Origin of the sequence: Paenibacillus sp. AN1007 (assembly GCF_040702995.1) — a bacterium.
GTDB lineage: Bacteria > Bacillota > Bacilli > Paenibacillales > Paenibacillaceae > Paenibacillus.
The window spans coordinates 2,143,199-2,164,279 of record NZ_CP159992.1 but is presented as its reverse complement, the minus strand read 5'-3'; the positions used below and the strand labels follow the sequence as shown (position 1 = coordinate 2,164,279).

20 protein-coding genes, 1 pseudogene and 1 riboswitch are annotated in these 21,081 nt (G+C 44.6%); of the genes and pseudogenes, 8 read left to right on the top strand and 13 right to left on the bottom strand.

All coding sequences use genetic code 11. The features are described from left to right. Positions 1-202 precede the first annotated feature (202 nt). The 5 genes from ABXS70_RS09880 to ABXS70_RS09860 all read right to left on the bottom strand — a co-directional run bounded on the left by ABXS70_RS09880 (position 203) and on the right by ABXS70_RS09860 (position 7,008). Positions 203-1,657, bottom strand: a complete 1,455-nt coding sequence (locus tag ABXS70_RS09880; protein ID WP_366295529.1) for a glycoside hydrolase family 1 protein — start codon at positions 1,655-1,657, stop codon at positions 203-205. A gap of 24 nt (positions 1,658-1,681) precedes the next feature. Further along, a complete protein-coding gene (locus ABXS70_RS09875; protein ID WP_342551383.1) occupies positions 1,682-3,550 on the bottom strand; it encodes a beta-glucoside-specific PTS transporter subunit IIABC in 1,869 nt (622 codons plus the stop codon). A 147-nt stretch (positions 3,551-3,697) separates the two neighbouring features. Then, on the bottom strand, positions 3,698-4,537 hold the full coding sequence (licT, locus tag ABXS70_RS09870; protein ID WP_342551384.1) for a BglG family transcription antiterminator LicT: 840 nt from the start codon (positions 4,535-4,537) through the stop codon (positions 3,698-3,700). A gap of 304 nt (positions 4,538-4,841) precedes the next feature. Beyond that, positions 4,842-6,215: an amidohydrolase family protein gene (locus ABXS70_RS09865; protein WP_366295527.1), complete on the bottom strand. Its 1,374-nt coding sequence runs from the start codon at positions 6,213-6,215 to the stop codon at positions 4,842-4,844. A gap of 229 nt (positions 6,216-6,444) precedes the next feature. Continuing rightward, a complete protein-coding gene (locus ABXS70_RS09860) occupies positions 6,445-7,008 on the bottom strand; it encodes an ABATE domain-containing protein (protein WP_342551386.1) in 564 nt (187 codons plus the stop codon). Between the two features lie 161 nt (positions 7,009-7,169). Here ABXS70_RS09860 and ABXS70_RS09855 point away from each other — a divergent pair, with 161 nt between their 5' ends. The 4 genes from ABXS70_RS09855 (at position 7,170) to ABXS70_RS09840 (ending at position 11,493) form a co-directional block, all read left to right on the top strand. Further along, positions 7,170-7,676, top strand: a complete 507-nt coding sequence (locus tag ABXS70_RS09855; RefSeq protein ID WP_366295524.1) for a DinB family protein — start codon at positions 7,170-7,172, stop codon at positions 7,674-7,676. An 88-nt stretch (positions 7,677-7,764) separates the two neighbouring features. Further along, positions 7,765-7,917: riboswitch (FMN riboswitch) on the top strand. A 145-nt stretch (positions 7,918-8,062) separates the two neighbouring features. Then, positions 8,063-9,043: a DMT family transporter gene (locus ABXS70_RS09850; RefSeq protein ID WP_342551388.1), complete on the top strand. Its 981-nt coding sequence runs from the start codon at positions 8,063-8,065 to the stop codon at positions 9,041-9,043. A gap of 191 nt (positions 9,044-9,234) precedes the next feature. After that, on the top strand, positions 9,235-10,737 hold the full coding sequence (locus ABXS70_RS09845) for an amidase (RefSeq protein ID WP_342551389.1): 1,503 nt from the start codon (positions 9,235-9,237) through the stop codon (positions 10,735-10,737). A gap of 243 nt (positions 10,738-10,980) precedes the next feature. Further along, complete coding sequence (locus tag ABXS70_RS09840) at positions 10,981-11,493, top strand: DUF3231 family protein (protein WP_342551390.1); 513 nt, start codon at positions 10,981-10,983, stop codon at positions 11,491-11,493. A gap of 416 nt (positions 11,494-11,909) precedes the next feature. Here the strand turns inward: ABXS70_RS09840 and ABXS70_RS09835 are convergent, their stop codons facing one another. Then, complete coding sequence (locus ABXS70_RS09835; protein WP_342551391.1) at positions 11,910-12,302, bottom strand: GNAT family N-acetyltransferase; 393 nt, start codon at positions 12,300-12,302, stop codon at positions 11,910-11,912. A gap of 379 nt (positions 12,303-12,681) precedes the next feature. Here ABXS70_RS09835 and ABXS70_RS09830 point away from each other — a divergent pair, with 379 nt between their 5' ends. Next, positions 12,682-13,317: a LysE family transporter gene (locus ABXS70_RS09830; RefSeq protein ID WP_366295521.1), complete on the top strand. Its 636-nt coding sequence runs from the start codon at positions 12,682-12,684 to the stop codon at positions 13,315-13,317. Here the strand turns inward: ABXS70_RS09830 and ABXS70_RS09825 are convergent. Continuing rightward, a complete protein-coding gene (locus ABXS70_RS09825; RefSeq protein ID WP_342551392.1) occupies positions 13,310-14,749 on the bottom strand; it encodes an amino acid permease in 1,440 nt (479 codons plus the stop codon). The two genes, ABXS70_RS09830 and ABXS70_RS09825, sit on opposite strands and share 8 nt — an antisense overlap. Before the next feature lie 135 nt (positions 14,750-14,884). Between ABXS70_RS09825 and ABXS70_RS09820 the strand changes: the two genes are divergently transcribed. Beyond that, positions 14,885-15,241: an AMP-dependent synthetase and ligase gene (locus tag ABXS70_RS09820; RefSeq protein WP_342551393.1), complete on the top strand. Its 357-nt coding sequence runs from the start codon at positions 14,885-14,887 to the stop codon at positions 15,239-15,241. A 291-nt stretch (positions 15,242-15,532) separates the two neighbouring features. Here the strand turns inward: ABXS70_RS09820 and ABXS70_RS09815 are convergent. Then, positions 15,533-15,664: pseudogene (locus ABXS70_RS09815) on the bottom strand (manganese catalase family protein); the annotation flags it as partial. 183 nt (positions 15,665-15,847) lie between these two features. Between ABXS70_RS09815 and ABXS70_RS09810 the strand changes: the two are divergent. Together ABXS70_RS09810 and ABXS70_RS09805 are read left to right on the top strand one after the other, a co-directional pair. Beyond that, a complete protein-coding gene (locus ABXS70_RS09810) occupies positions 15,848-16,597 on the top strand; it encodes a YqcI/YcgG family protein (RefSeq protein WP_366295518.1) in 750 nt (249 codons plus the stop codon). 184 nt (positions 16,598-16,781) lie between these two features. Continuing rightward, positions 16,782-17,426, top strand: coding sequence for a LysE family transporter (locus ABXS70_RS09805; protein WP_366295516.1), 645 nt, complete (start codon positions 16,782-16,784; stop codon positions 17,424-17,426). Between the two features lie 224 nt (positions 17,427-17,650). Here ABXS70_RS09805 and ABXS70_RS09800 read toward each other — a convergent pair whose 3' ends face one another. The 5 genes from ABXS70_RS09800 to ABXS70_RS09780 form a co-directional block, all read right to left on the bottom strand. Continuing rightward, positions 17,651-17,929 (bottom strand): barnase inhibitor, encoded by a 279-nt coding sequence (locus ABXS70_RS09800; protein ID WP_342551396.1) that lies wholly within the window; start codon positions 17,927-17,929, stop codon positions 17,651-17,653. A gap of 28 nt (positions 17,930-17,957) precedes the next feature. Continuing rightward, complete coding sequence (psiE, locus tag ABXS70_RS09795; RefSeq protein WP_342551397.1) at positions 17,958-18,383, bottom strand: phosphate-starvation-inducible protein PsiE; 426 nt, start codon at positions 18,381-18,383, stop codon at positions 17,958-17,960. Positions 18,384-18,400: 17 nt separating this feature from the next. Next, positions 18,401-18,988 (bottom strand): sigma-70 family RNA polymerase sigma factor, encoded by a 588-nt coding sequence (locus ABXS70_RS09790; RefSeq protein WP_342551398.1) that lies wholly within the window; start codon positions 18,986-18,988, stop codon positions 18,401-18,403. Positions 18,989-19,068: 80 nt separating this feature from the next. Next, positions 19,069-20,364: a HAMP domain-containing sensor histidine kinase gene (locus tag ABXS70_RS09785; protein WP_366295513.1), complete on the bottom strand. Its 1,296-nt coding sequence runs from the start codon at positions 20,362-20,364 to the stop codon at positions 19,069-19,071. After that, positions 20,351-21,046 carry a response regulator transcription factor gene (locus tag ABXS70_RS09780; RefSeq protein WP_342551400.1) on the bottom strand — a complete coding sequence of 232 codons (696 nt, stop codon included), beginning with the start codon at positions 21,044-21,046 and terminating at the stop codon, positions 20,351-20,353. Before ABXS70_RS09780 ends, ABXS70_RS09785 begins: the two co-directional genes overlap by 14 nt. Positions 21,047-21,081 lie beyond the last annotated feature (35 nt).

Below are 21,081 nucleotides of genomic sequence, written 5' to 3'. Positions count from 1 at the left end.
TAATTTATATTATGCGCAGTTTTTATAAGGCTTAGCAGATAGCAAATAACACGATAAATAGTTGTTAGATGAATTTAGTCAAATGACGTTTTTTTTCGTCTTTTTCTGCTGTCATTTTAACTCTTAATGGGTCTAATCGTTAAGAACATCAAAAAAAGCCGCTAAAATTTAGCGGCTTCCATGAATCGATGAAATTTTAGTCTCAGTCCAAATCAGACCCATTTGTTTCGATTACTTTTTTATACCAGTAGAAACTGTTCTTTTTACTTCTTTTCAGCGTGCCTTTGCCCTCGTTATCCTTATCTACGTAAATGAATCCGTAACGCTTGGCCATTTCACCTGTAGAGGCACTAACAATATCGATGCACCCCCAGGCTGTATAACCGATCAGGTTAACACCGTCACGGACAGCTTCTCTCATTTGTTCAATGTGAGCACGCAAAAACTCAATTCGGTACGTATCGTTAATGGTGCCATCCTCTTCAACGACATCTACTGCACCCAGACCGTTCTCTACAACCATCATCGGAATGCGATACCGATCATAGACGTGGTTCAACACATACCGAAGTCCAACCGGATCGATCTGCCAGCCCCAGTCTGTCGCTTTCAGATATGGATTTTTGTATCCACCAAAAACGTTACCTTGCGTCTCATCCCCCTCTGGTCGTGTACCTACCACATGAGATTTGTAGTAGCTGAAGCTATAGAAATCCACACAACCTTGTTTAAGAACTTCTTCATCGTCTTCAGCCATTTGAATGTGAATATGTTTCTCTGCAAAATATCTCTTGGCAAAGTCAGGATATTCTCCTCTAACTTGTACATCACTGCTCATCATATTGTTGATTTGATCCATTCTTAGCGCTTGCAACATGTCTTCCGGTTTACATGTACTTCCGTACCCATGACTGTAATTGATCATACAACCGAGTTTGAAGTCTGGATTGATCTCATGCGCAAGCTTGACAGCTTTGGCACTCGCCACGAATTGATGGTGCAGCGCTTGAAATCTCATCTGGGTACTGTCGACTGATGTATTGTTAAATACACCGCCATTTTTATCAACCAGAAGTCCTCCTGCCAAGTAGGCACCTGCGGGAACAATCAGGCTATTAATCTCGTTAAAGGTGATCCAATACTTCACCACATCTTTGTAACGATTAAAGATTGCGTCGCAATACTTTACGTAACAATCGATCATTTCCCTGGAAGCCCAAGCGTTGAATTTCTCGGTTAAAGCAAACGGTGCTTCATAATGGGAAATCGTAACGATCGGTTCGATATTATACTTTTTCAATTCATTGAACACATTGTCGTAAAATTGAAGCCCTGCTTCATTCGGCGCTGTATCGTCTCCGTTAGGGAAAATTCTGGACCATGCGATGGACATTCTATAGCAACGGAACCCCATCTCTGCGAACAACCGAATATCTTCCTTATAATGATGATAAAAATCTACGGCTTCATGAGAAGGGTAATGAACCCCCTCTTCGGTAGTTATCGTTATCCGACGGGGAACCGTATGGGTTCCGCCCGTCATCATATCGGCTGTACTCGCTTTTTTTCCGTCAAGGTTCCAGGCACCTTCATATTGATTCGCCGCTGTTGCACCGCCCCACATGAAAGATTCAGGGAAAGCATTTTTGTTATTCATGAATCATTCCTCCTTAAATCACCTTTAAATAATTTTGATCAATTTTTCACCAATCGTAATCGATGTCTTGTCCGTGTTGATCACATCTACAAAATTATGGGAGTTCGTAACGATAATTGGTGTAGTCAGATCGTAACCTTTAGCCGCTATGGCATCCATGTCAAACTCAATAAGCAAATCTCCAGCTTTTACAGTATCCCCTTCTTGAACGTGGACCTTGAAATGTTCGCCTTTCAACTTCACCGTATTCATTCCGATGTGAATGAGAAGCTCCGCACCATCATTTGAACTAATACCGATGGCATGGGACGTAGGGAAAACCGCAGATACCACACCATCTGCTGGTGCTGCGAGTTTTCCAACCGTAGGTTCAATAGCGATTCCTTTTCCCATAGCGCCAGTTGCAAAAGCTTCGTCTCTAATCGTGGATAACTCCAAAACTTTACCAGTCAACGGAGCAGTGAGAACATGTTCAGAAACTCCGGTTGCTGGTACACGATTGCTCGCAGCAGATGATTTTTCTTGTGCTGCTTGATTCTTTCCATCCTCAGGTACATCTTCAAATCCTAAGATAAGAGTCATGATGAATGTAACTACAAATGCAATGACGCAGCCAATTGCGGCATGAATCAAATTCCATGGATGATCCGTGATAAATGCCGGCAGCGTAGCTATACCTGCAATACCAAGAGCCGATCGAGCTACACCGAACAATCCGACATATATACCCGCTACCGCGCCACCAACGATTACAGCGATCAGCGGTCTTTTCAAGCGTAGATTTACACCAAACAAAGCGGGCTCGGTAATTCCAAGCAATGCAGTTATGCTCGTGGAATATGCAACTTGTTTAAATGCTTTATTTTTAGTTCTCATAGCAACTGCAAGCGCAGCGGCACCCTGAGAAATATTGTGCACAAGCATACCTGGACCAACGATGCTATCGGTTTTCGTCTGAGCATAGGCAGTAAGTACAACGGGTCCCAAACTATAATGCATACCTGTCATGATCAGGAAAGGGAACGCCCCACCGATAATACCAGATACTAACCATCCTGCATGTGTATTGACAAAAGAAACGGCTGTCGCAAGGTAGTTACCCGCGATAGCACCGATTGGCCCTAGGACAATCAGCGTAAGTGGAGCCATAATAAGGATGACAATCAACGGTTTGAGAATGGATTTGATAACCGATGGAGAATACTTCTCGGCAAAGCGTTCAACATACGACAAGACCCATACCGCTAAAATAATCGGAATAACCGACGAAGTGTACGTCGCCGGAGTGACAGGCAGTCCCAAAAAAGCAACTGGCTTACCTGCAGTCATCAACGCTCCTAAGGAAGGATGCAGCAGAACACCAGCAATCGTTAATGCAAAGCCCACGTTAGCTTTAAGCTTAACAGCCGCACTCCAGGCAAGCAGCATCGGCAAGAAGTAATAAGCCGCATCACCGATAAAGGTCATAATCATATTGAATTGCCCATCCAGATCAACGAGATCAAATGTTTTCAAAATAAGAAGAACGGCTTTGATCATCGCACAACCAATCATGGCTGGCAGGATCGGTGTAAAGATTCCGGAGATCGTGTCCAGAAGCGTAGTCAGTTTTCCTTTTTTCACAGTAGGAGCATCATTGTTCGTTGCAAAGTTCCCCAGCTTCGTCAAAGCTTTATACACATTGTTTACCTCGTTACCAATAATGACCTGATACTGCCCGCCACTGCTGGCAACACCCACAACACCTTGTACATTTTTTAATGCTTCATTGTTCGCAACTTTTTCATCTTTCAGATTGAATCTCAATCTTGTAGCACAGTGTGTTACACTATCTACGTTTTTTTCTCCGCCGACCAGTTTTAAAATCTCGGCGGCTGTGCTTTCATGTTTCATGTACTGCTCCCCCTCAAACTTTTTTAGGTATAAAAAAAGACCTAGAATTCTATCGAATATAGATATGCTCTATACACGATGGAACTCTAGGTCTTGCCTGCCTCACCAGTAACAATCCTAGTATATTCATTATAGTGGACTGATGGATCAATCCTTCTCTTCATCAATGACCCTTTTGATATGAACCGTTAAATATACCAATTCATCTTCTGTTAATTCTTTTCCATAATCGACCCGAATCAGCTGTGCAATTCGGAGACTGCATTGATATTCATTTGTATACTTTTCTTTAATGATATGGAGAAAATCACTGTCACCGCTTTTCAAAACCGTATGATTAAACAAGCGATAGGCGAAAAATTTCAAATGAGTAACAAGTCTGGAATAATGGAGTGAACTTTCATTAAAATGTATATTAAACTGATACCGAATAATATTCAAAACTTTATGAATGAACTGTGTAATCTTCATGGTTTCTTCCATTTCAGATCCCAGTTCTGCATTGACAATATGAAGCGCAATGAACCCCGCCTCATCTTCAGGCAGTGTAATGTTAAATTCCTCATTAATCATATCCCGGGCTTTCATAGCCACGCGAAATTCATTGGAATAAAACGCTTTAATCTCTGACAATAAAGCATTATTGAAATTCATACCTTGCTTATAACGTGCCACTGCAAAATTAATATGGTCCGTTAACGTTAGATATATATTTTCATTAAGTTCCTTGTTTAAGGACTGCTTGGCGTACTGAATGATACTATCGGATACACGAATATACTCCATCGGGATTTGTGCCAGCAGGGCATATAATTTGCCTGTAACATTTTTGGATTTCAGAAAAAATTCTTTTTCAATCTTGACTGTGTCCACATCGTCTCCCTTTTTCTTCTGAAAACCAATACCGCTGCCTAAAAGCATCATCTCCTGGCGCCGTTCATTGACTGCACAGACGACATTATTGTTAATAATTCGTGTGATCTTCATCGGAATCTCCTTTTAAAATGAAACGTTAACAGAATTTAGCAACAAAAAAAGACCATTAATTATGCAGACATGAAAAAATACAATTCTTCATGTTTGCATTATCAATCGGTCTTGCCTGCTGATCAGTAACAATCCTGATTAAATTCATTATTAACTTATATGGCTATCTTAGAGGAAAGCGTTATATTTGTCAACATATCTAAATTTAACTCCGTTCGTTATCTAAGATAGCCGCTTTGCATAATCTATTAAAGAAAAGAGCCGTTTTGAATTGACGACTCTTTTTATTTTATCTTGACCCTGTTTACGAAAAAACAATCCGATCCGCGTCAGACATCCGATATTGTGTCAGCAGATATTCGGTACTCTGCATCCCTTTGCGGCGGATTTCATGCAGATCAACATCCAGCAGCCTGCCATCTCGCTTCACGGGTTTCCCGGCGACAAAAACGGTATCCACATTCGATGGATTGGCAAACTGCACAACCGCCCCAATCGGATCATGCACAGGGAACAGATTCAGATCTGTTGAGCAAATCATGATCAAATCTGCTTCCTTTCCAGGTGAAAGGGAGCCTGTTTTCTTTTCCAGTCCCAAAGCCCGCGCACCCGCAGCCGTTGCAAATCGCAGTACCTGACTTGCCTGCAGGCTCAGTTCACCCGGCATCTCTCCCTGCTGCAGCAGCAGTTCGTTGGTTCTGGAACGTTCCGCCTGCAGGGCGAACTTCATCTGTGAAAACATGTCTCCACCAGTCGAGGTCACTACATCTACCCCCAGTGTTGGTGTCCCCCCATGCTCCAGAAAATATCCCGTGGCTGGGTAGCCATGCCCCATCATCATCTCGACTTCCGGTGTGACCGACAAGGATGCTCCGCTGTCCGCCAGCATTTTGAATTCATCCATGCCCATCGTATTTCCATGAACAACATTGATGCGGGGACTCAGCAGTCCCGCCTCATGCATTCGGCTGATTGAACGATCGGCTGCCCCCCAACTGCCAAAACCGACATGCATCGAACAAATGGCGTCCAGTTCTTCTGCCAGCTGAACATCCTTGACCGTGGTATCCCAGTGACTGAACTCCGGGCCACGGATGGCAAGACCATATGTAAGTAATTGATCGTTGGAGGAGAAGTATCGCTCTTTAACGCTTCTGATATTTTCCGGATAGGAAAGTCTGCTCTCCCGGTTCCAATACTCGGTTTCTCCAGGAACACCGTGGGCAAACACAGCTCGAATTCCTGCATCCTGCAGCCCTCGAATCAGCTCATCCGTATGGTCCGGGGAGTAAGGCATGCTCCAATCCAGCACCGTTGTCACACCAGCATTAAGCGCTTCCAATGATCCAAGCAGGTTGGCGATGTAACTGTCCTGAGGACGGAGCTTACTTCCCATGGCTCCATAGTACAGATTCTGCAGATACACGGGCAGCGACCAGTTGGTTCCGGCGGTTTTGACAAGTGACTCCCACATATGTCGGTGTGTGTCCACCAATCCAGGCATGATAATCATGTCTGACTCGTCGATGACTTCTACATCTGCAGCTGCTGCCTCAATATTCGGTTGAATGGCTGCAATCAAATTACCCTGAATAAGTACGTCTGCCCTGTTATACTGACCAATACGAGCATCCATCGATAATACACAACCGTTTTTCAATAGATAACTTGTCCCCATAAGACACCTCTCCAATCGTAATGGTTTGTAAAATGATCTGATCCGCATTGCTGTACATTTTTTCTTTCCTATTCGCAGCTTACTGTTTCTTTCTTTGTTTCTTCTTTGCTTCTTGCTTCTTGCTTCTTGCTTCTTGCTTCTTGCTTCTTTTGACTATAATTTCGCTAGTATATATACATTATATATCAAGTGTAAATAATTATCAAATTGTGGAAAATCATTCCGCTATCTACTTACCTTCTTTGGAATCCATTTTGCGTTGAGCTCGGAAGCGTCTTACCTTCATTAAATTACCGCACATTTTATCATCACAATATTTCTGTGTCCGGCTGCGAGTAGCGTCATAAAATATCCATCGACAGTCCGGGTTATCACAGCTTCGAATTCGCCTGCCTTCGCCCTCTACCAGCGTCATGGCAAAATCAGCAGCGACCTCTGCCAGGACTTGAACCCAATGGGTATGGACGGGAACCAGCACTACATTCAATCCTTGGTTCTGTGAGACTAGTTGTCGGATAACACCGCCAGCCTGCATAAAATCATTCAACCATTGTTGATCCTGGTCGGATAAGGTAGTTCCATCAGACACACGAATCGCAAGAGACTGCAGTTCATCTCTGAATCTTCTCATGGTGGATTCCTCTTCAGCCGATGCGGGTACTGGCGCTTCTAATTGCCAACGATTCAGAAAATCCCGCTGCCAGCCTGCGTTCCCCAGCCTGTCTTCCGATCGGTTCCCACCGCGCCAATCATGGTAATCGCTGTTTACAAAATCGGTCCATAATCTATCCATGAGTACCTCCGATCAAAATAGTAACAATCTAAAACCAATAAGATGGTTACATCTATTCGAATTGTGTTATATTAATTGTAACCATTTAAATTCATAATAGCTAGTTACAAGCATCAAGACGTAAGAACGAGATGAGTCCGACAAGAGAGGAATGAAACGCATTGAAAAAGTCTGTTACAACGGCATTAGACGTATTGGTTATTCAGAACGAAGATACCTGGAATCAATGTAACTGGATCGTTCCATTGTCGAAGGCTCTTGAAGGGCTGACCGCAGAGCAAGCAGCCTGGGTTCCTTATCCAGGAGGACTAAGCATATGGCAGCTGGTCAATCATATGTATTATTACAACCAGCTGATTCTGGAACGTCTTCAGGGCCAAACTCCATCTGAACCCGCTGCGGAATCGAACGCAGCTACGTTTGGCGAACCTGGCGACCCTTCAAACCATGCTGGCTGGAGTATGCTCATGAGGCGTACCAGTGCACTGGCAGAGCAGCTGCGTGATCACCTTACCGCATTACAGGAGTCTAAACTTGAGGAACCTTATAAGGATTCTGAAGAAAACTGGGCTCAAACCCTTGCCCGATGGGTCCTGCACGATGCTTATCATGCGGGTCAGATCGTGCTGCTCCGCAGACAGCAGGGATGCTGGAGTATCGTTTTCTAAAAAAACACTTGAACTGCTAGCGCTTACAGGAATAAGATGGACTTCATAAGGTTACAACTTGTTCAATACTATATATTAATTAATTGAATAGGATCTTCGGGGTAGGGTGAAATTCCCGACCGGCGGTGATGTTCTTGAAGAACCAGCCCGCGACTCGCTGTTTGTGGTTATGACTACAGACAGCGACTGACTTGGTGAGATTCCAAGGCCGACGGTACAGTCCGGATGAGAGAAGATCAACACAATGGCAGGCCGTTTACGGGAAGTTTTCTTCTCTGACGTCTTGTCTTTGAATGGTCCCCCGTTTATTTGGCGTACGCCAGAACGGGGGATTTTGTCGATTTTGCCAACTGAAGATTCCGTGTTCTGACGAAGGAGTCCTGAATATGGAAAAGACATCATCAGCACCAACTAGGTATCGCAAGGAACGAAGTAATACCGGATTTTGGCTTGTTGTACTAGGGGCAGCCCTTTGGGGGGTAGACCCGTTATTTCGCATTATTTTGCTGAAAACGATGACTTCTACACAGATTGTACTGATCGAACATATCATCGTCAGTCTTGTCGCGATTCCGGTACTCTGGAAGTTTCGAGATGATCTGAAAAAACTGCGTGCTCGTCACTGGATCGCTGTCGTCTTTATCTCATGGGGTGGTTCGGCACTTGCGACCGTATTATTTACTTTGGCGCTCACCCATAATGATCCTAACACCGTATTGTTATTGCAAAAAATGCAGCCGCTCTTCGCGATTGTTCTCGCAAAGCTTTTATTAAAAGAAACACTGCCGCGCCATTTCGGAGGACTGTTTATCATTGCGCTGGCAGGAACATACCTGCTTACGTTCGGCTTTTCACTACCGCTGGGCAGTTGGAATAACTGGATTCATGCAGGCAGTCTGCTGTCTCTTGGTGCCGCAGCCTTATGGGGCGGATCTACGGTAATGGGTCGACTAATGCTGGGGCAGGCAAGGTATGAAACGGTTACCTCCCTCCGATTTGTTGTGGCACTTCCACTTCTGATTTTCATGACCTGGAACGAGGGCGCTCCGTGGACACTTCCAGCAGGTACTGGGGCACAAGCTGCCGTTATACTCAACATTCTCGGTCAGGCACTATTGCCAGGTTTGCTCAGTCTGCTTCTGTACTACAAAGGATTATCGTCTACGAAAGCTTCCGTTGCCACACTTGCAGAGCTCAGCTTCCCGATGGCCGGCGTGCTGGTGAACTGGATTGCTTTCCGTACACTGGTAACTTGGGAGCAGCTCCTCGGTTTTATCCTGATCTGGATTGCGCTGTTTGCAATTTCGAAGCAGCAGGAACGTACTGCACCGATGGCAGAAGCCGCACCAAAACTTCGAACGGAGTAATCATGACGTACCACCCGGCTTAAGCAGCTAAAGCACTGTTTCACCTTATGAGGTGAGCAGTGCTTTTTTACGATCTTCCCGGCTTGTTTTGTCTTTTGCTTCTTAGGATGGTACGATGATTTATGGCACTTGAAACATACATTTACAGAGGACAATATTCAGGAACTATTTTTAGAGAGGAACGATTACTAATGTCTTCATTCTCCTATACAGCCTATGATGCGATTGGCTTGGCCGAGCTGATCCGTTCCCGGGAAGTATCCCCGGTTGAACTGCTCGAAGCGGCTTTTGCACGTCTGGAAGAAGTGAATCCGCAGCTTAATGCGGTTATTCGTACATATGAAACCCGTGCTCGGCAGCAAGCCGGCACTGTTCGTCCCGGAGAACAGCCTTTTGCGGGTGTTCCCCTGCTGCTTAAAGATATTTCTCAGTCGCTGGAGGGTGAGTTACTCACTTCAGGTTCTCGACTATTCCATGAGCATCGTGCGAAACGAAGCTCCAATTTTGTTAACCGCCTGCAGGAAGCAGGTTTTATTGTGATAGGACATACAAACACGCCGGAGTTCGGGTTAAAAAATATAACAGAGCCATGGCTGCATGGGCCTTCGCGCAATCCATGGAATGTGAATCATTCCCCAGGCGGCTCAAGCGGCGGTGCCGCTGCCGCTGTAGCATCAGGCATCGTACCTCTTGCCGGCGCAAGCGATGGCGGAGGCTCCATTCGAATCCCCGCTTCATTCAGCGGATTGTTCGGACTGAAACCGACACGGGGACGTACTCCCGTTGGTCCAGGTGTAGGGCGGCAGTGGCAGGGAGCCTCGATTGATTTTGCCTTATCCCGCTCGGTGAGAGACAGTGCTGCACTGCTCGATACACTGCAAGTTATACAACCAGAGGCTGCCTTCCAAGCTCCGTTATTTCCTGGAAGTTATCTGGCGGACATGAATTATCCGCATCAGCGTAAATATCGGATTGCTTATACTACGGACTCCCCGGTTGGCACACCAGTCAGCGAAGACGCCAAAGAAGCCGTAATGAAGCTTGTTCACTTCCTTGACGCTCAGGGCCACCATGTGGAAGAAAAACGAAGTCCAGTCAATGGTGTACGGCTCATGGAGAATTATTACATGATGAACAGCGGTGAGATGGCCGCGATGATCTCTTCTATGGAGCATGGCCTAGGACGGTCCCTCACTGCGGATGATATGGAGATTGAATCATGGGTACTCGCTGAAGCCGGCAAAAAAGTGTCCGCTGCCGAATTTGTGCACAGCTTGGCAGAATGGGACGTAGCAGCTGCGCAGATGTCCTCGTTGTTTGCACGGTTTGATTTTTACATCTCACCCGTCAATGCTTATCCTGCACCACGGGTAGGAGAACTGACACCTCATGCAGAACGAATCCAACAATTGATGTGTGTCAGTGATCTGGGCAAAACAGCGCAGCAAGAGCTGATCTATGATATGTTCAAGCCCAGCCTGACCTATACCCCTTTTACACAGCTTGCGAATCTGACAGGTCAGCCTGCAATCAGTCTTCCACTGCATCTGACTGCAGAAGGTCTGCCAATGGGTGTGCAAGTTATGGCGACCAAAGGGCATGAAGATTGGTTGTTACATCTGGCCGGGCAGCTCGAATCATCCGAACTGTGGATTGGAATGAAGGGCAACCCTATGTTTCCGTCCTCTACGTAAGCTTAAAACTTACATTAATCGAAAAAGTCAGCAGCCTAAACTGCTGGCTTTTTCGCCTATACGCAAACTTCAGCATCTAGACAGCTCCATATTTGTAAATACAAATAGCTAGCGAGCAGTTATTAGTTTACATAATTATTATGATGTATTCTTAACTCATATTAACTTCAAACCGGATAAAATGTGTGGATCATGAGAACCCTAAACTAGTGAAAAAAATTACTTTCTGGGGAGGGATCATCAATGGGAATATTAAGCGGTAATCCCAAAAATGAGCCAATGCATTATGGAGAAATTTTCAGTGTCTGGCAGTGCTCCATGGCGGCTAAAGGCGCTGTCTCTTGTTATCAGGCTTATATGAATCATGCAGGAGACAAAGATTTGAAGAAAATTCTGGATGACATGCTCGATCAGGCCAGACTGGAGATCAAGGAATGTGACGCTTTGCTTACCGAAAACGGCATCTCCCCCGCACCAACTCTTCCCGAGAGACCTGCTGTAGCTTTGGAAGATATTCCGCCCGGTGCAAGATTCACCGATCCGGAAATTGGTGCCAAAATTGCGGCGGATACAGCTCTTGGATTAGTGGCTGCGAGTCAAGTCATTGGTCAATCCATCCGTGAGGATATCGGTGCACTTTTTGCCAAGTATCATGTTACCAAGACTGCACTGGGTGTTCGAATCCTTCAATTGAGCAAAGAAAAAGGATGGCTCATTCCCCCTCCGCTGCAAGTTAAACGACCGGATGGGAAGTAAATAAGATGATTTCCTTAAGTTCGTAATATCGTCAGACTAGTAATTGCGATATCTAACAATGTATTAACACGGCACACAACACACACACAACATTAAAAAGGCAGGGATAATCCTCATCTCTGCCTTTTTTACTCAGTAAGCAGCTCATTTCCAGACTCGTAATCCAAGTATTCTTCATCCACATAACCTTGTCTCTTTATCCGAGTCCCCCACCTGCTGATGAACACAACATCTCCACCTCCGTCACCATCTGTACACTAACCGAAGTCGGCCAACTACCTAACAGGAAAAGGTGAATTGTTTCCCCCATATAGCCACAATTTCCTTGATGATCTGATGGCCAGATATAAGGTAAAAAACAATATGGATGATAGCGATTGAAATTAGAACTTTCAAAGTCTTTATTATCCGATAGTCTACATAGGGTCCTCTTTCCAAATTCCAGCATGAGTAGGTGCGAATCCGCATTTTTCATAAAACGCCTTGTGTACCCTGCTGTATGTCAAAGTTACTATTCTTAAGCCTCGTACGGTTGACTCATTTAATAATTCGTTTACAAGCTGTTGGCCAATTCCTCTCCTTTGATATTTTGGATGTACTATTATGTCCTCCATATACCCATGTTCCAAGCCTGTTCCAGCAATATACCCAAAAGCAATGAGCACTCCTTCAGGATCTCTCGCTCCAGCCCAAAAATTGCATCTCTGAAATAAGGTTGGATAATCATCATCTCTTCTTTCCCAACCAATTGCTTCTCTTAAAGAAGGAACTTCCTCATCTCTAATTTCTAAATTAATATGAATCAGCATCTGTCATACCTCCTTAGGAAATTGTACAATATCTTCTCATAATTAATTATAAAAAGAGTTTGATCGAATGATATAACAGTTGATGCCTTTTCCAGCTCATCAAGCACCTTCTCCAATTAACCATAAATATCATTAGACATATATCTAATCTTTAATTGGCTGCGGTCTTGTGTCCTGTTCAGTACAAGTTCTTGTCCTTGGCTCGGGACAAGAATTTAGGGCAATAAAATAAAAAGCCGCTAAATCAGCGACTTCAATGGGAATATGCTCGTTTCCGTCGACGTCGATATCACCAGCTCGGATTCAGCAGCTTCTTGGCTCTTGTCCTACAAAATCAGCAAGCTGAACATACTAACATAGTTTATACGAAAGGAGGATCATGTTTATTTCTTTTTTAATTGGCTATGTTGTTCTGGGATTAACGCTTTCTGCCCCCATCGGTCCCGTTAACGCCGCACAATTGGACAAAGGTGTAAGGGGAGGCTTCATGCCCGCCTGGTTTATTGGACTAGGTGCCGCAGCAGCAGCTATCATCTACATTGATCGTTTATCTCGGGGTCATTCATCTGCTGGAGCTTCCATATGTGCAGGTGTTTTTATGGATGTTCGGCAGTTTTGTATTGCTGTATACAGGGGTCGAAGGATAGTCAAATCAGGATCACTGGTCTCCGAGCCAATACGCAGCGGCTCTTCGGAACTGTCCAGATCTTTCCTGCAGGGGTTCCTGATGTCGCTGTTTAATCCTCTCTCCATCATGTTTTGGCTGGGAATCTATGGCTCGGTTCTGGCTAGAACGGTTCATACCTCTACAATGGATCAATTGCTTCTTTACAGTGCAGCCATTATTTTCGGTGTACTGTTGTGGGATTTGTTTATGGCAGCAGCCGTCAGCTTTTTTCGGAAGTACCTTACACCATCATTACTTAAAGGGTTTGCGATTATTTCCGGCTTATCCCTGGTTGCGTTTGGATGTTATTTCGGTTTTAAAGCATTCCAGTTTCTATTTTTCACTTGATTTTGCTTTTCTGCTTGCGAATACCTGTAATGTGAAAGCCGGTTCGCTTCGAAAAGCTGCTCTCTTCCGAGGATGCCTTCTTTTGCTGTCCTTTACCTCCAGCGGATGGTTTTTTCCTGCGCACACGCTGCACGATGATATCACTTACAGCAATCAGGAAAACAAGCAGCAGACTGATAAAGAAACCGGGCCGGCTTAAGCCGTGAAAAAGAGTACCGGTTACAGCGGCGCTGATCAATACTAGGCCGGTCCATCGTTTGACCACATCCAGTGTACTTGATTTCAGTAATCTTCCTGACGAAAGCAGGATGAACAGCCAGTTATACATCAGCATCAAACCCGCAGCTGTTGTTACATATTCATAGACTTTCCCTGGCAGCAGCAGTGACATCAGAATCGTTCCAATCAGACCGCATCCGATAAGAGAAAGCGCGAAGAGCGGATATTTCTCCTTCCATTTCTTTGAAAACATTTTTGGAGCATCCCCCTCCTGCGCCAGCGTAATCATCATGGAAGTTACCGCATATAACGATGCAGTCATCGTCGAGAACCCGGCCACAATGAGAACACCGTTAAACAAGTGCGGCACAAAAGCAAGATGATCGCTGCTCAGCGCGAGCACAAACGGACTTTCTTTTGGATTAAAAGCAGACAGCGGCACCATCGTTAGAGCAAGTCCAATGGATACGACATACACGGCAGACAGCGAAATAAGCATAAACTTGCCCGCTTTAGGTGCATCCTCTGGTTTTTCCAAACGGTACGACATAATGCCGAGCACCTCAATGCCTCCATACGCATAGAACGCAAAGAGGAACGCAGCCCATAACCCCAGACCGCCTTTTGGGAAAATGGAGGCCATATCCAGCGGCACTTTGTGTGCATACTTTGTGCCTCCAATCCAGCCTGCAAGCAGTGCGATTGCGAGAACAAGGAACATGAATATAGCAGCTATTTTAATTACCGCTAGTACGTTTTCCACCCGATCAAATCCTTTGTTTCCAAAGAAAACAATACATAAACCGACAATGCCATAACCCGCGGCAAAGATCCACAGCGGCACCGCAGGAAACCAAAAGCGTGAAAAAATGGATAGTGCGGCCAGTTGACTGCCCATGATGAGAAGCTCGGCAAACCAATAGACCCATCCACTGGCAAAACCCGCCCAAGCGCCAAAGGCCTTCTTCGCATAAGAGCGAAACGACCCCTGCTCGGGGTGATCTGAAGTCATTCGTGCCAATGCATCAAATACAACATATGTACCCAACGCTGCAAGTGCATAAGCTATAATTACCGCGGGTCCGCCAATCTTAATAGCTAGACTGGAGCCGAGAAAATAGCCTGTACCAATGGTGCCCGCAACGCCCAGCAGACTAAGCTGCCACCATTTCAGTTTTTTTTCATCCGATGACTTTCCTGAAGCCTGACCCATTTCGTCAATCCTCTCCCATCTATATTCGTCGCAACAGATAGCCTTCCCTAAACAACCGAAAACATCTCCCTGAATATTTCGTTAAACCTCTCAGCATAATACACAGGTAAATTCACACACTTAGGAGGAACAATTATGAATCCATTTTCCCAAACACAGCAGATTACTCAGCTGGCTCAACAGCTGACACAACAAACACAGCAAGCTTCCATGCAGTATCAGCAATTGCTCAGACAAGAACAGAGCAACGCCCAGCAGCTCGAACAGCTGGCTCAACGCGAGCAGCAAGCTGCTCAAATTATCCAAACGGCGCTGCAAGGGCACCAGACAGCGATTCAGCAGCTGCAGCAGATCTCTAACCTTGCTCAGCAGCTGGCAAATACTTCTTCACAGCACGTATCCTACATGGATCAACCTTACAATACGCCTAACCCTTCAATTCAAGGTCAAGGACAATCCTTCGGCCATTTCTCAAACCATAATCGTATCTAGATGTATCCGAATGGATGAATTAGATATCAACACACAAGGAGCCTGTGATGGGCTCCTTTTTATTTTCACTGCAAAAGTCTAAAAAAGATCCCGAAGGATCTCTTTCTCTCATGGATACATTTGCTAGAGACACTCGTAAGTCAAGCCATCCCTCTGCTCGCTAGGCATTAAGATCATGTGTACCAGAACTGTGCTCATTCGGAAGCTCAGGCAGATAAGGAAGCGGATGGCCCTGAGGTGGCGAATCAGATCTCTATACTGCATGGCTTTGCCCCTGAAATTGCTGCTCTAAAAAAAGAACTGCATCATCGTACGCATTTCACCGAACTGACCACCCAGCGTTTCCTGTAACACATTCGCTGCAGCCGGATCGGGTTTGTCCGGTACAATCAGATTAATCAGGTCTTCACGATAGAAAAACATGGTAGGCCATCAGTCTAAATTTGCTTGCAAACCTAGTTTTCTACGATTTCCCTAATGATATGTGCTCCTGATTTAGCAATCTTTCGGTTTGGGTTATCTAACAATATTCACTCGCATGACATGGACAGTCACCATTTTGCCTGCAGGCTATATCCTATAAGTAAAGTAAAAGGAGGATTGTAGATGTCGCTGTTGTTTTCTTCGGTTGATATGGAAAATGAGGAGCTTCCGGTTGAACTATGGCAAAGGGATGCTTACCGCTTGTTTTCCGCCAAAATGAGTGACCGTGAGGCACGATTTCCCTGTATCCCAGCAACTCAGGCGTATGCACTTGGTCATCTTCGCTACGGATTTATTTTTCAGTCTGGAAATGCTTCTCCTGCGGAGCAGTTATCGAAAGTGGTAAGTGAGTATGGAGCGGTTTCCCGTACTTTCGGAAATTATTCATCGCTGGTCATCTTTTTCGAACAGGATCAAGAGATGAAGGATGTACTTACTTATGAACAATCATTCTGGAACCTTCTAAGTGAGCTGCGAAGTCTGGACCCCGAAGCATGGCCGGAAGATATTCCGGAAGACCCGGAGAATCCTTTGTGGGAATTTTGTTACAATGATGAACGTTATTTCGTCTACTGCGGTACGCCAGCACATATCTCGCGGCAAAGCAGGCACTTTCCGTACTTTATGCTGGCGATGACCCCACGCTGGGTACTTGACTTGTGGAATGAGCAGCCCCAGCGGGCGTCAGCTGTTGCTCCTAGAATACGCGCTCGGCTTGCCGCCTATGATACGGTTCCCGCCCATCCTGAATTAAAACAATACGGATCGGAAGGCAATCTGGAGTACAAACAATATTTCTTACGGGACGACGATACTACGCCCACCAAGTGCCCTTTTTTACACTCACTGCAGCGGGAAAAAGTAAAAGAATAGAATCAGCATTCTAAACAAGCTCTCCTCCGAATAAGCTGTATACCAGCCAATGATCTGAGGAGAGCTGCCGTTCTGCAATCCATGTGAAGAGATGAAGAGAGATACATAGACTGTTTTACAAAAAACTTGTGAAGTGGACAAGCTGTTGTTTTTTCTTGACCCATTTTACAGAAAGGGAATGATTATGGAAATATATATTAAGTTCATCCTCATAGGTCTTGCTATTGCCATGCCCGTTGGAGCAATTACGGTAGAGATGACCAAACAGGGGCTGCGAAACGGATTTCTTCATGGCTGGGCAGTGGGTCTGGGAGGCATGACATTGGATACGGTCTTGATTCTCGCAATGTATTTTGGGTTCGCTTCAATTCTGTCGATCCCCTTGGTGCAGATTCCATTATGGCTGGCTGGTGCAGGTTTTTTGGCTTATTTGGGTTATGACTCCATTCGTAATTCAGATTTGAACCTCGCCACTACGGACGGGAAAGCAGCCCATGCTCCGTCTTCCTTTTGGCGAACGTATCGAAATGGTTTATTGGTTGCCATCTCCCCTGGCAATCTAATGTTCTGGGTTTCTGTCTTTGGCGTTGTATTGTCGGACTCGTATCAATCCGCAGGCAAGCTGAGCTTCATCATCGCGGCAGTAGGGATATTATGTGGTATTCTCCTGCATGATCTGGGGCTGCTCACCATCGTTTCCATTACACGCAAAATGATGAGCGCAAAGATGGTACAGCTCGTTTCCAGCCTGGCAGGAGTGCTTCTGATCGGATTCTCATTCTACTTTTTGTACAAGTTCATGACTGCACTTTGGCAGTACATTTTCTAAGACAAGCACCCTCTCTTCTAACTGGACCAAGTGCATATACAAAGCGAAAAAGCTGCCCTTTCTTAAAGAAAGAAGCAGCTTTTTCTGTTGACTTACCTTTTGGTATGTGGATTTCCATTTATACAATATTCAAGTTGGGAGGAGAGATAAACTGACACTTGAACATTAATGCAGCAATGGAGTGGAATAGGTTTTCTATTGTGAATTTTTCATATGTTGAATTTTTATAATTTTACACTGAATCTAAACAATTCTTCCAGCTGCTCGTCGATTTCATATAGTAAATTCATCAGTTGATCTGCATAAAGTCCAAGCACAGCTCTGCTGTTATTAAAATGGATCCATTCCAGCGTAACCGGCACAGGTACATGCCATACTAAAGCTTCCCAAAGCGTATCCATAGTTTCAAAATCCGCTGGATGCAGTGAAAACTCATTCTGAAGCACAGCGCGCAGCTCCTCTAAATTTCTGATCGCTTGACCATCAATAATTACCTTTTTCATATTCGTTAGCTCCTGCGTTCTGTTAACTTTAATGATCTTGATGATCTTTGCGCCGATTCGCTATAAAAAGAGCACAAACCATAACCAGGATCGCCATGGACCACCAGAAAGTAGACATCGCCTTATCATGATCGGTAATAATTAAACGAATAACGGCCGTGATCCCAATATAAATAAAGTAACGGAGCGGAAAATGAAAATTAGATTTGAAGTACTTCACAATTAACGCAATAAATTCAAAGTATAAGAAGAAAACAAGCAATTCGGACAACATCTCATAGTAACTATCTTCGCGAGTGAAAAAGGATTTAAACACGATTTGAACGATATACCATGTCTCACTAATCAATAGTGCACTGAGAGCGAGAGCTAAAAAGAACAAGCAAATATTCAGCAGCGCCTGTAAGATGTGAGGTGTTTTGCGGAATTTATTATATAATGTTTTGGTTTTCATCTGTGCTGACTCCTATTTCAATATGTGATGTCCATTAACTGCTGTTTCATATGTTTTCTTCCCCGGAAAAGATAGGTTTTAGTCGTATTTTCGGGTACGCTGTTCAATGCACTGATATCTTTCACTGTCATCTCCAAGCAGTACCGCTGATATACATATGGTTTCCATTTACAAGGTATTTGATGAAATGCATCATTGATGCGGCGTTTGTGCTCCGCGGCTGTCTCACTTTGAATTAATCTTTCCTCTGGTCCAGGTTCACGGGATATTACCTCGTATATGGCATCCTGAGAGGAACCGTTATCCTGCCTATAAAGCGGAGGCGGGGCCGAATGCTGTCTCTTCTTCTTACGAAGATCATCGAGACATACATTTTTACCAATTGTATATATCCAGTTCACAACGTTCTTCTGGGTGTTCATCTGTTCAATATGTGTGTACACTCTCAAGAATGTCTCCTGCACGATATCATCCCGATCCTGCGGATCTCGAAAATACCGTGAAGCTAATCTCCAGACCATCGATTGATACGTGAGCATAAGTGAAGTAAACGTTGGTTTGGCTGCAAATAAGGTGCCTTTCGTTGGCTTCTCTACCGGGTTCATAATGGTTCCTCCACAGATGTAATTTAAACCCCTGGTGTTTTCTATCTAAATTAAATTTACATTTCAAATCAGCTGCATGATCAGACCTTTGATTTTCTGAACTTCATGATCGCATTATAGTACGTACCCTCCTGCTTTCTTGTAAACTCACCCTGCATGCGATTCATTATCCGGTGAATAATTCTCTCACCAAGTCCTGTACTTTCCTGAGAATTCTCAGGAACTTTAATCCTATTGGTCATTCGGATATCAAACATTTCCGGATCGGATTCAAAAGTGATGCAGATTTCATGCTTCCTTTCCGCATACTTCAACACATTGGACAAAATGTTATCGAACACTCGCCCCAACTCCTCCAGATTCACCATAATATATACCTGCGGCAGTTCCCCAACAATGCGAACTTCAAAATGCTCCTGTCGCAGGACCGCAATCTGATCCGATATCAGATCATAAATGGCGTCTTGTACAGCAATGCTCTCAAGATCCGTCTCTTGTTCTTTATGCAGCAGGAAGTAATCAAACAAATTATCGGACAGCTTTTTGAGCTGAATCGCTTTGCTGTATGCATTGGAAATGTAATGACTGTGTTCTCCCTCTTCTTTCTTGGCGAACTCTAGATACATAATCAAGGAAGTCAGCGGAGTCCGCATATCATGAGACATTTCAGTCACAAGACTGCGGCTTTCCACCTGTAATGTTTCGATCGCATCCAACTTGTCCAGAAAAGCTTTACGAAGTTCCTCGATGCTCTCAGCGATCATCGCTAGTTCATCGTGACCTCGAATCGTCATCTCATACTCCAGCTCCCCGCCTTCAAGGATGTGAATTTCCTCATGAATCGTTCTCAAATAAGCGAGATTTCGACGAATGCCCAGCAGGACAATAGATAGAAAAAAAATTGTGGCGCTCAGCAGCTCCAGGGTAAAAACGATATCGTAATATCGGGATGAGAAAAAACCGTCAACGGTTACTCTCCCCTCTCCGTCACTGAACATAACGGGATAGGAGTGTTTCTGAGCATATCGTGTTTCAGGCTCTACACCGTAGGCCGCCTCATCTTCAGCCGAGTAATTGGAATCATACTGGAGTACTTTGTCTTTGAAAATGGTGAGCATAATGTAATTTTCTTTTTTCACCCATTCCCCAAATGCCTTCCGATCCGTTGACGATAGATGATTCGCCGCTGCGTACTGCCTGAATTTTGCAATGGATTTGGCTGTCTCACTCTCATAGTAAGCTTCCGAGTTCATATATCTGTCTATTAAATCATTGCTGATTTTCTGCATCGTTACAAACAGCAGACCACTAACGGCAGCAGCGATCAAAATCAGCAAAGCCAGTTTCTTACTGAGCGTAAATTTACGGTGTGCCAAAACGGTAACCTCTCCCCCATTCCGTAAGGATATAGACCGGATGTGCCGGATCATCTTCAATTTTGGCACGTAATTTGCGAATATGCACCATGACCGTATTGTTCGAACAATAGAAATACGGCTGTTCCCAGACGCTTTCATAAATATTTTGAGCAGAAAATATTTTGCTTCGTTTATTCATTAATAGTTTCAGGATGCGATACTCCAGATCTGACAGTTTGAGCTGCTGTCCTTCTTTCCAGACATCATTAAAATGCTCATTTACTTTTAACCTGCCTCCAACAAGAAAGGTATCCCCACTCTCTTTTTTCTCCTTATATATCTTGTATCTTCGCAATTGAGCAATAACTCTGGCATGAAGCTCTTCTTCGGAAAATGGTTTTGTCATGTAATCATCCCCGCCTGCCAGAAGTCCTTCCGTTTTATCCAAGGTACTCGATTTAGCAGTTAAGAACAGGATCGGAACGTTGGAATACGTACGAATCTGTTCACATGTTTCAACCCCCGACATCCCCGGCATCATGATATCCAGAAGGACCAAATCCAGTTCATCATCCACAAGCTCCAGCGCACGCTGCCCGTCTTTGGCCCTCAACACCTCATAACCTGCCCTTGTAAGGGATTCCTGCAGCAGATCGCCAATATCCTGGTCATCCTCTACCACTAATATTCGATGGGTCATACCCTTCTCACCTCATGATTCCTGATGTATTTACG

Coding starts and splice junctions, on each gene's coding strand:
- ABXS70_RS09820 (WP_342551393.1), top strand. CDS start 14,885: ATGAATCCATTTTCCCAAACACAGCAGATTACTCAGCTGGCTCAACAG.
- ABXS70_RS09845 (WP_342551389.1), top strand. CDS start 9,235: ATGTCTTCATTCTCCTATACAGCCTATGATGCGATTGGCTTGGCCGAG.
- ABXS70_RS09865 (WP_366295527.1), bottom strand. CDS start 6,215: ATGGGGACAAGTTATCTATTGAAAAACGGTTGTGTATTATCGATGGAT.
- ABXS70_RS09830 (WP_366295521.1), top strand. CDS start 12,682: ATGTTTATTTCTTTTTTAATTGGCTATGTTGTTCTGGGATTAACGCTT.
- ABXS70_RS09875 (WP_342551383.1), bottom strand. CDS start 3,550: ATGAAACATGAAAGCACAGCCGCCGAGATTTTAAAACTGGTCGGCGGA.
- ABXS70_RS09805 (WP_366295516.1), top strand. CDS start 16,782: ATGGAAATATATATTAAGTTCATCCTCATAGGTCTTGCTATTGCCATG.
- ABXS70_RS09800 (WP_342551396.1), bottom strand. CDS start 17,929: ATGAAAAAGGTAATTATTGATGGTCAAGCGATCAGAAATTTAGAGGAG.
- ABXS70_RS09835 (WP_342551391.1), bottom strand. CDS start 12,302: ATGCTGATTCATATTAATTTAGAAATTAGAGATGAGGAAGTTCCTTCT.
- ABXS70_RS09810 (WP_366295518.1), top strand. CDS start 15,848: ATGTCGCTGTTGTTTTCTTCGGTTGATATGGAAAATGAGGAGCTTCCG.
- ABXS70_RS09850 (WP_342551388.1), top strand. CDS start 8,063: ATGGAAAAGACATCATCAGCACCAACTAGGTATCGCAAGGAACGAAGT.
- licT (WP_342551384.1), bottom strand. CDS start 4,537: ATGAAGATCACACGAATTATTAACAATAATGTCGTCTGTGCAGTCAAT.
- ABXS70_RS09880 (WP_366295529.1), bottom strand. CDS start 1,657: ATGAATAACAAAAATGCTTTCCCTGAATCTTTCATGTGGGGCGGTGCA.
- ABXS70_RS09840 (WP_342551390.1), top strand. CDS start 10,981: ATGGGAATATTAAGCGGTAATCCCAAAAATGAGCCAATGCATTATGGA.
- ABXS70_RS09780 (WP_342551400.1), bottom strand. CDS start 21,046: ATGACCCATCGAATATTAGTGGTAGAGGATGACCAGGATATTGGCGAT.
- ABXS70_RS09825 (WP_342551392.1), bottom strand. CDS start 14,749: ATGGGTCAGGCTTCAGGAAAGTCATCGGATGAAAAAAAACTGAAATGG.
- ABXS70_RS09860 (WP_342551386.1), bottom strand. CDS start 7,008: ATGGATAGATTATGGACCGATTTTGTAAACAGCGATTACCATGATTGG.
- ABXS70_RS09790 (WP_342551398.1), bottom strand. CDS start 18,988: ATGAACCCGGTAGAGAAGCCAACGAAAGGCACCTTATTTGCAGCCAAA.
- psiE (WP_342551397.1), bottom strand. CDS start 18,383: ATGAAAACCAAAACATTATATAATAAATTCCGCAAAACACCTCACATC.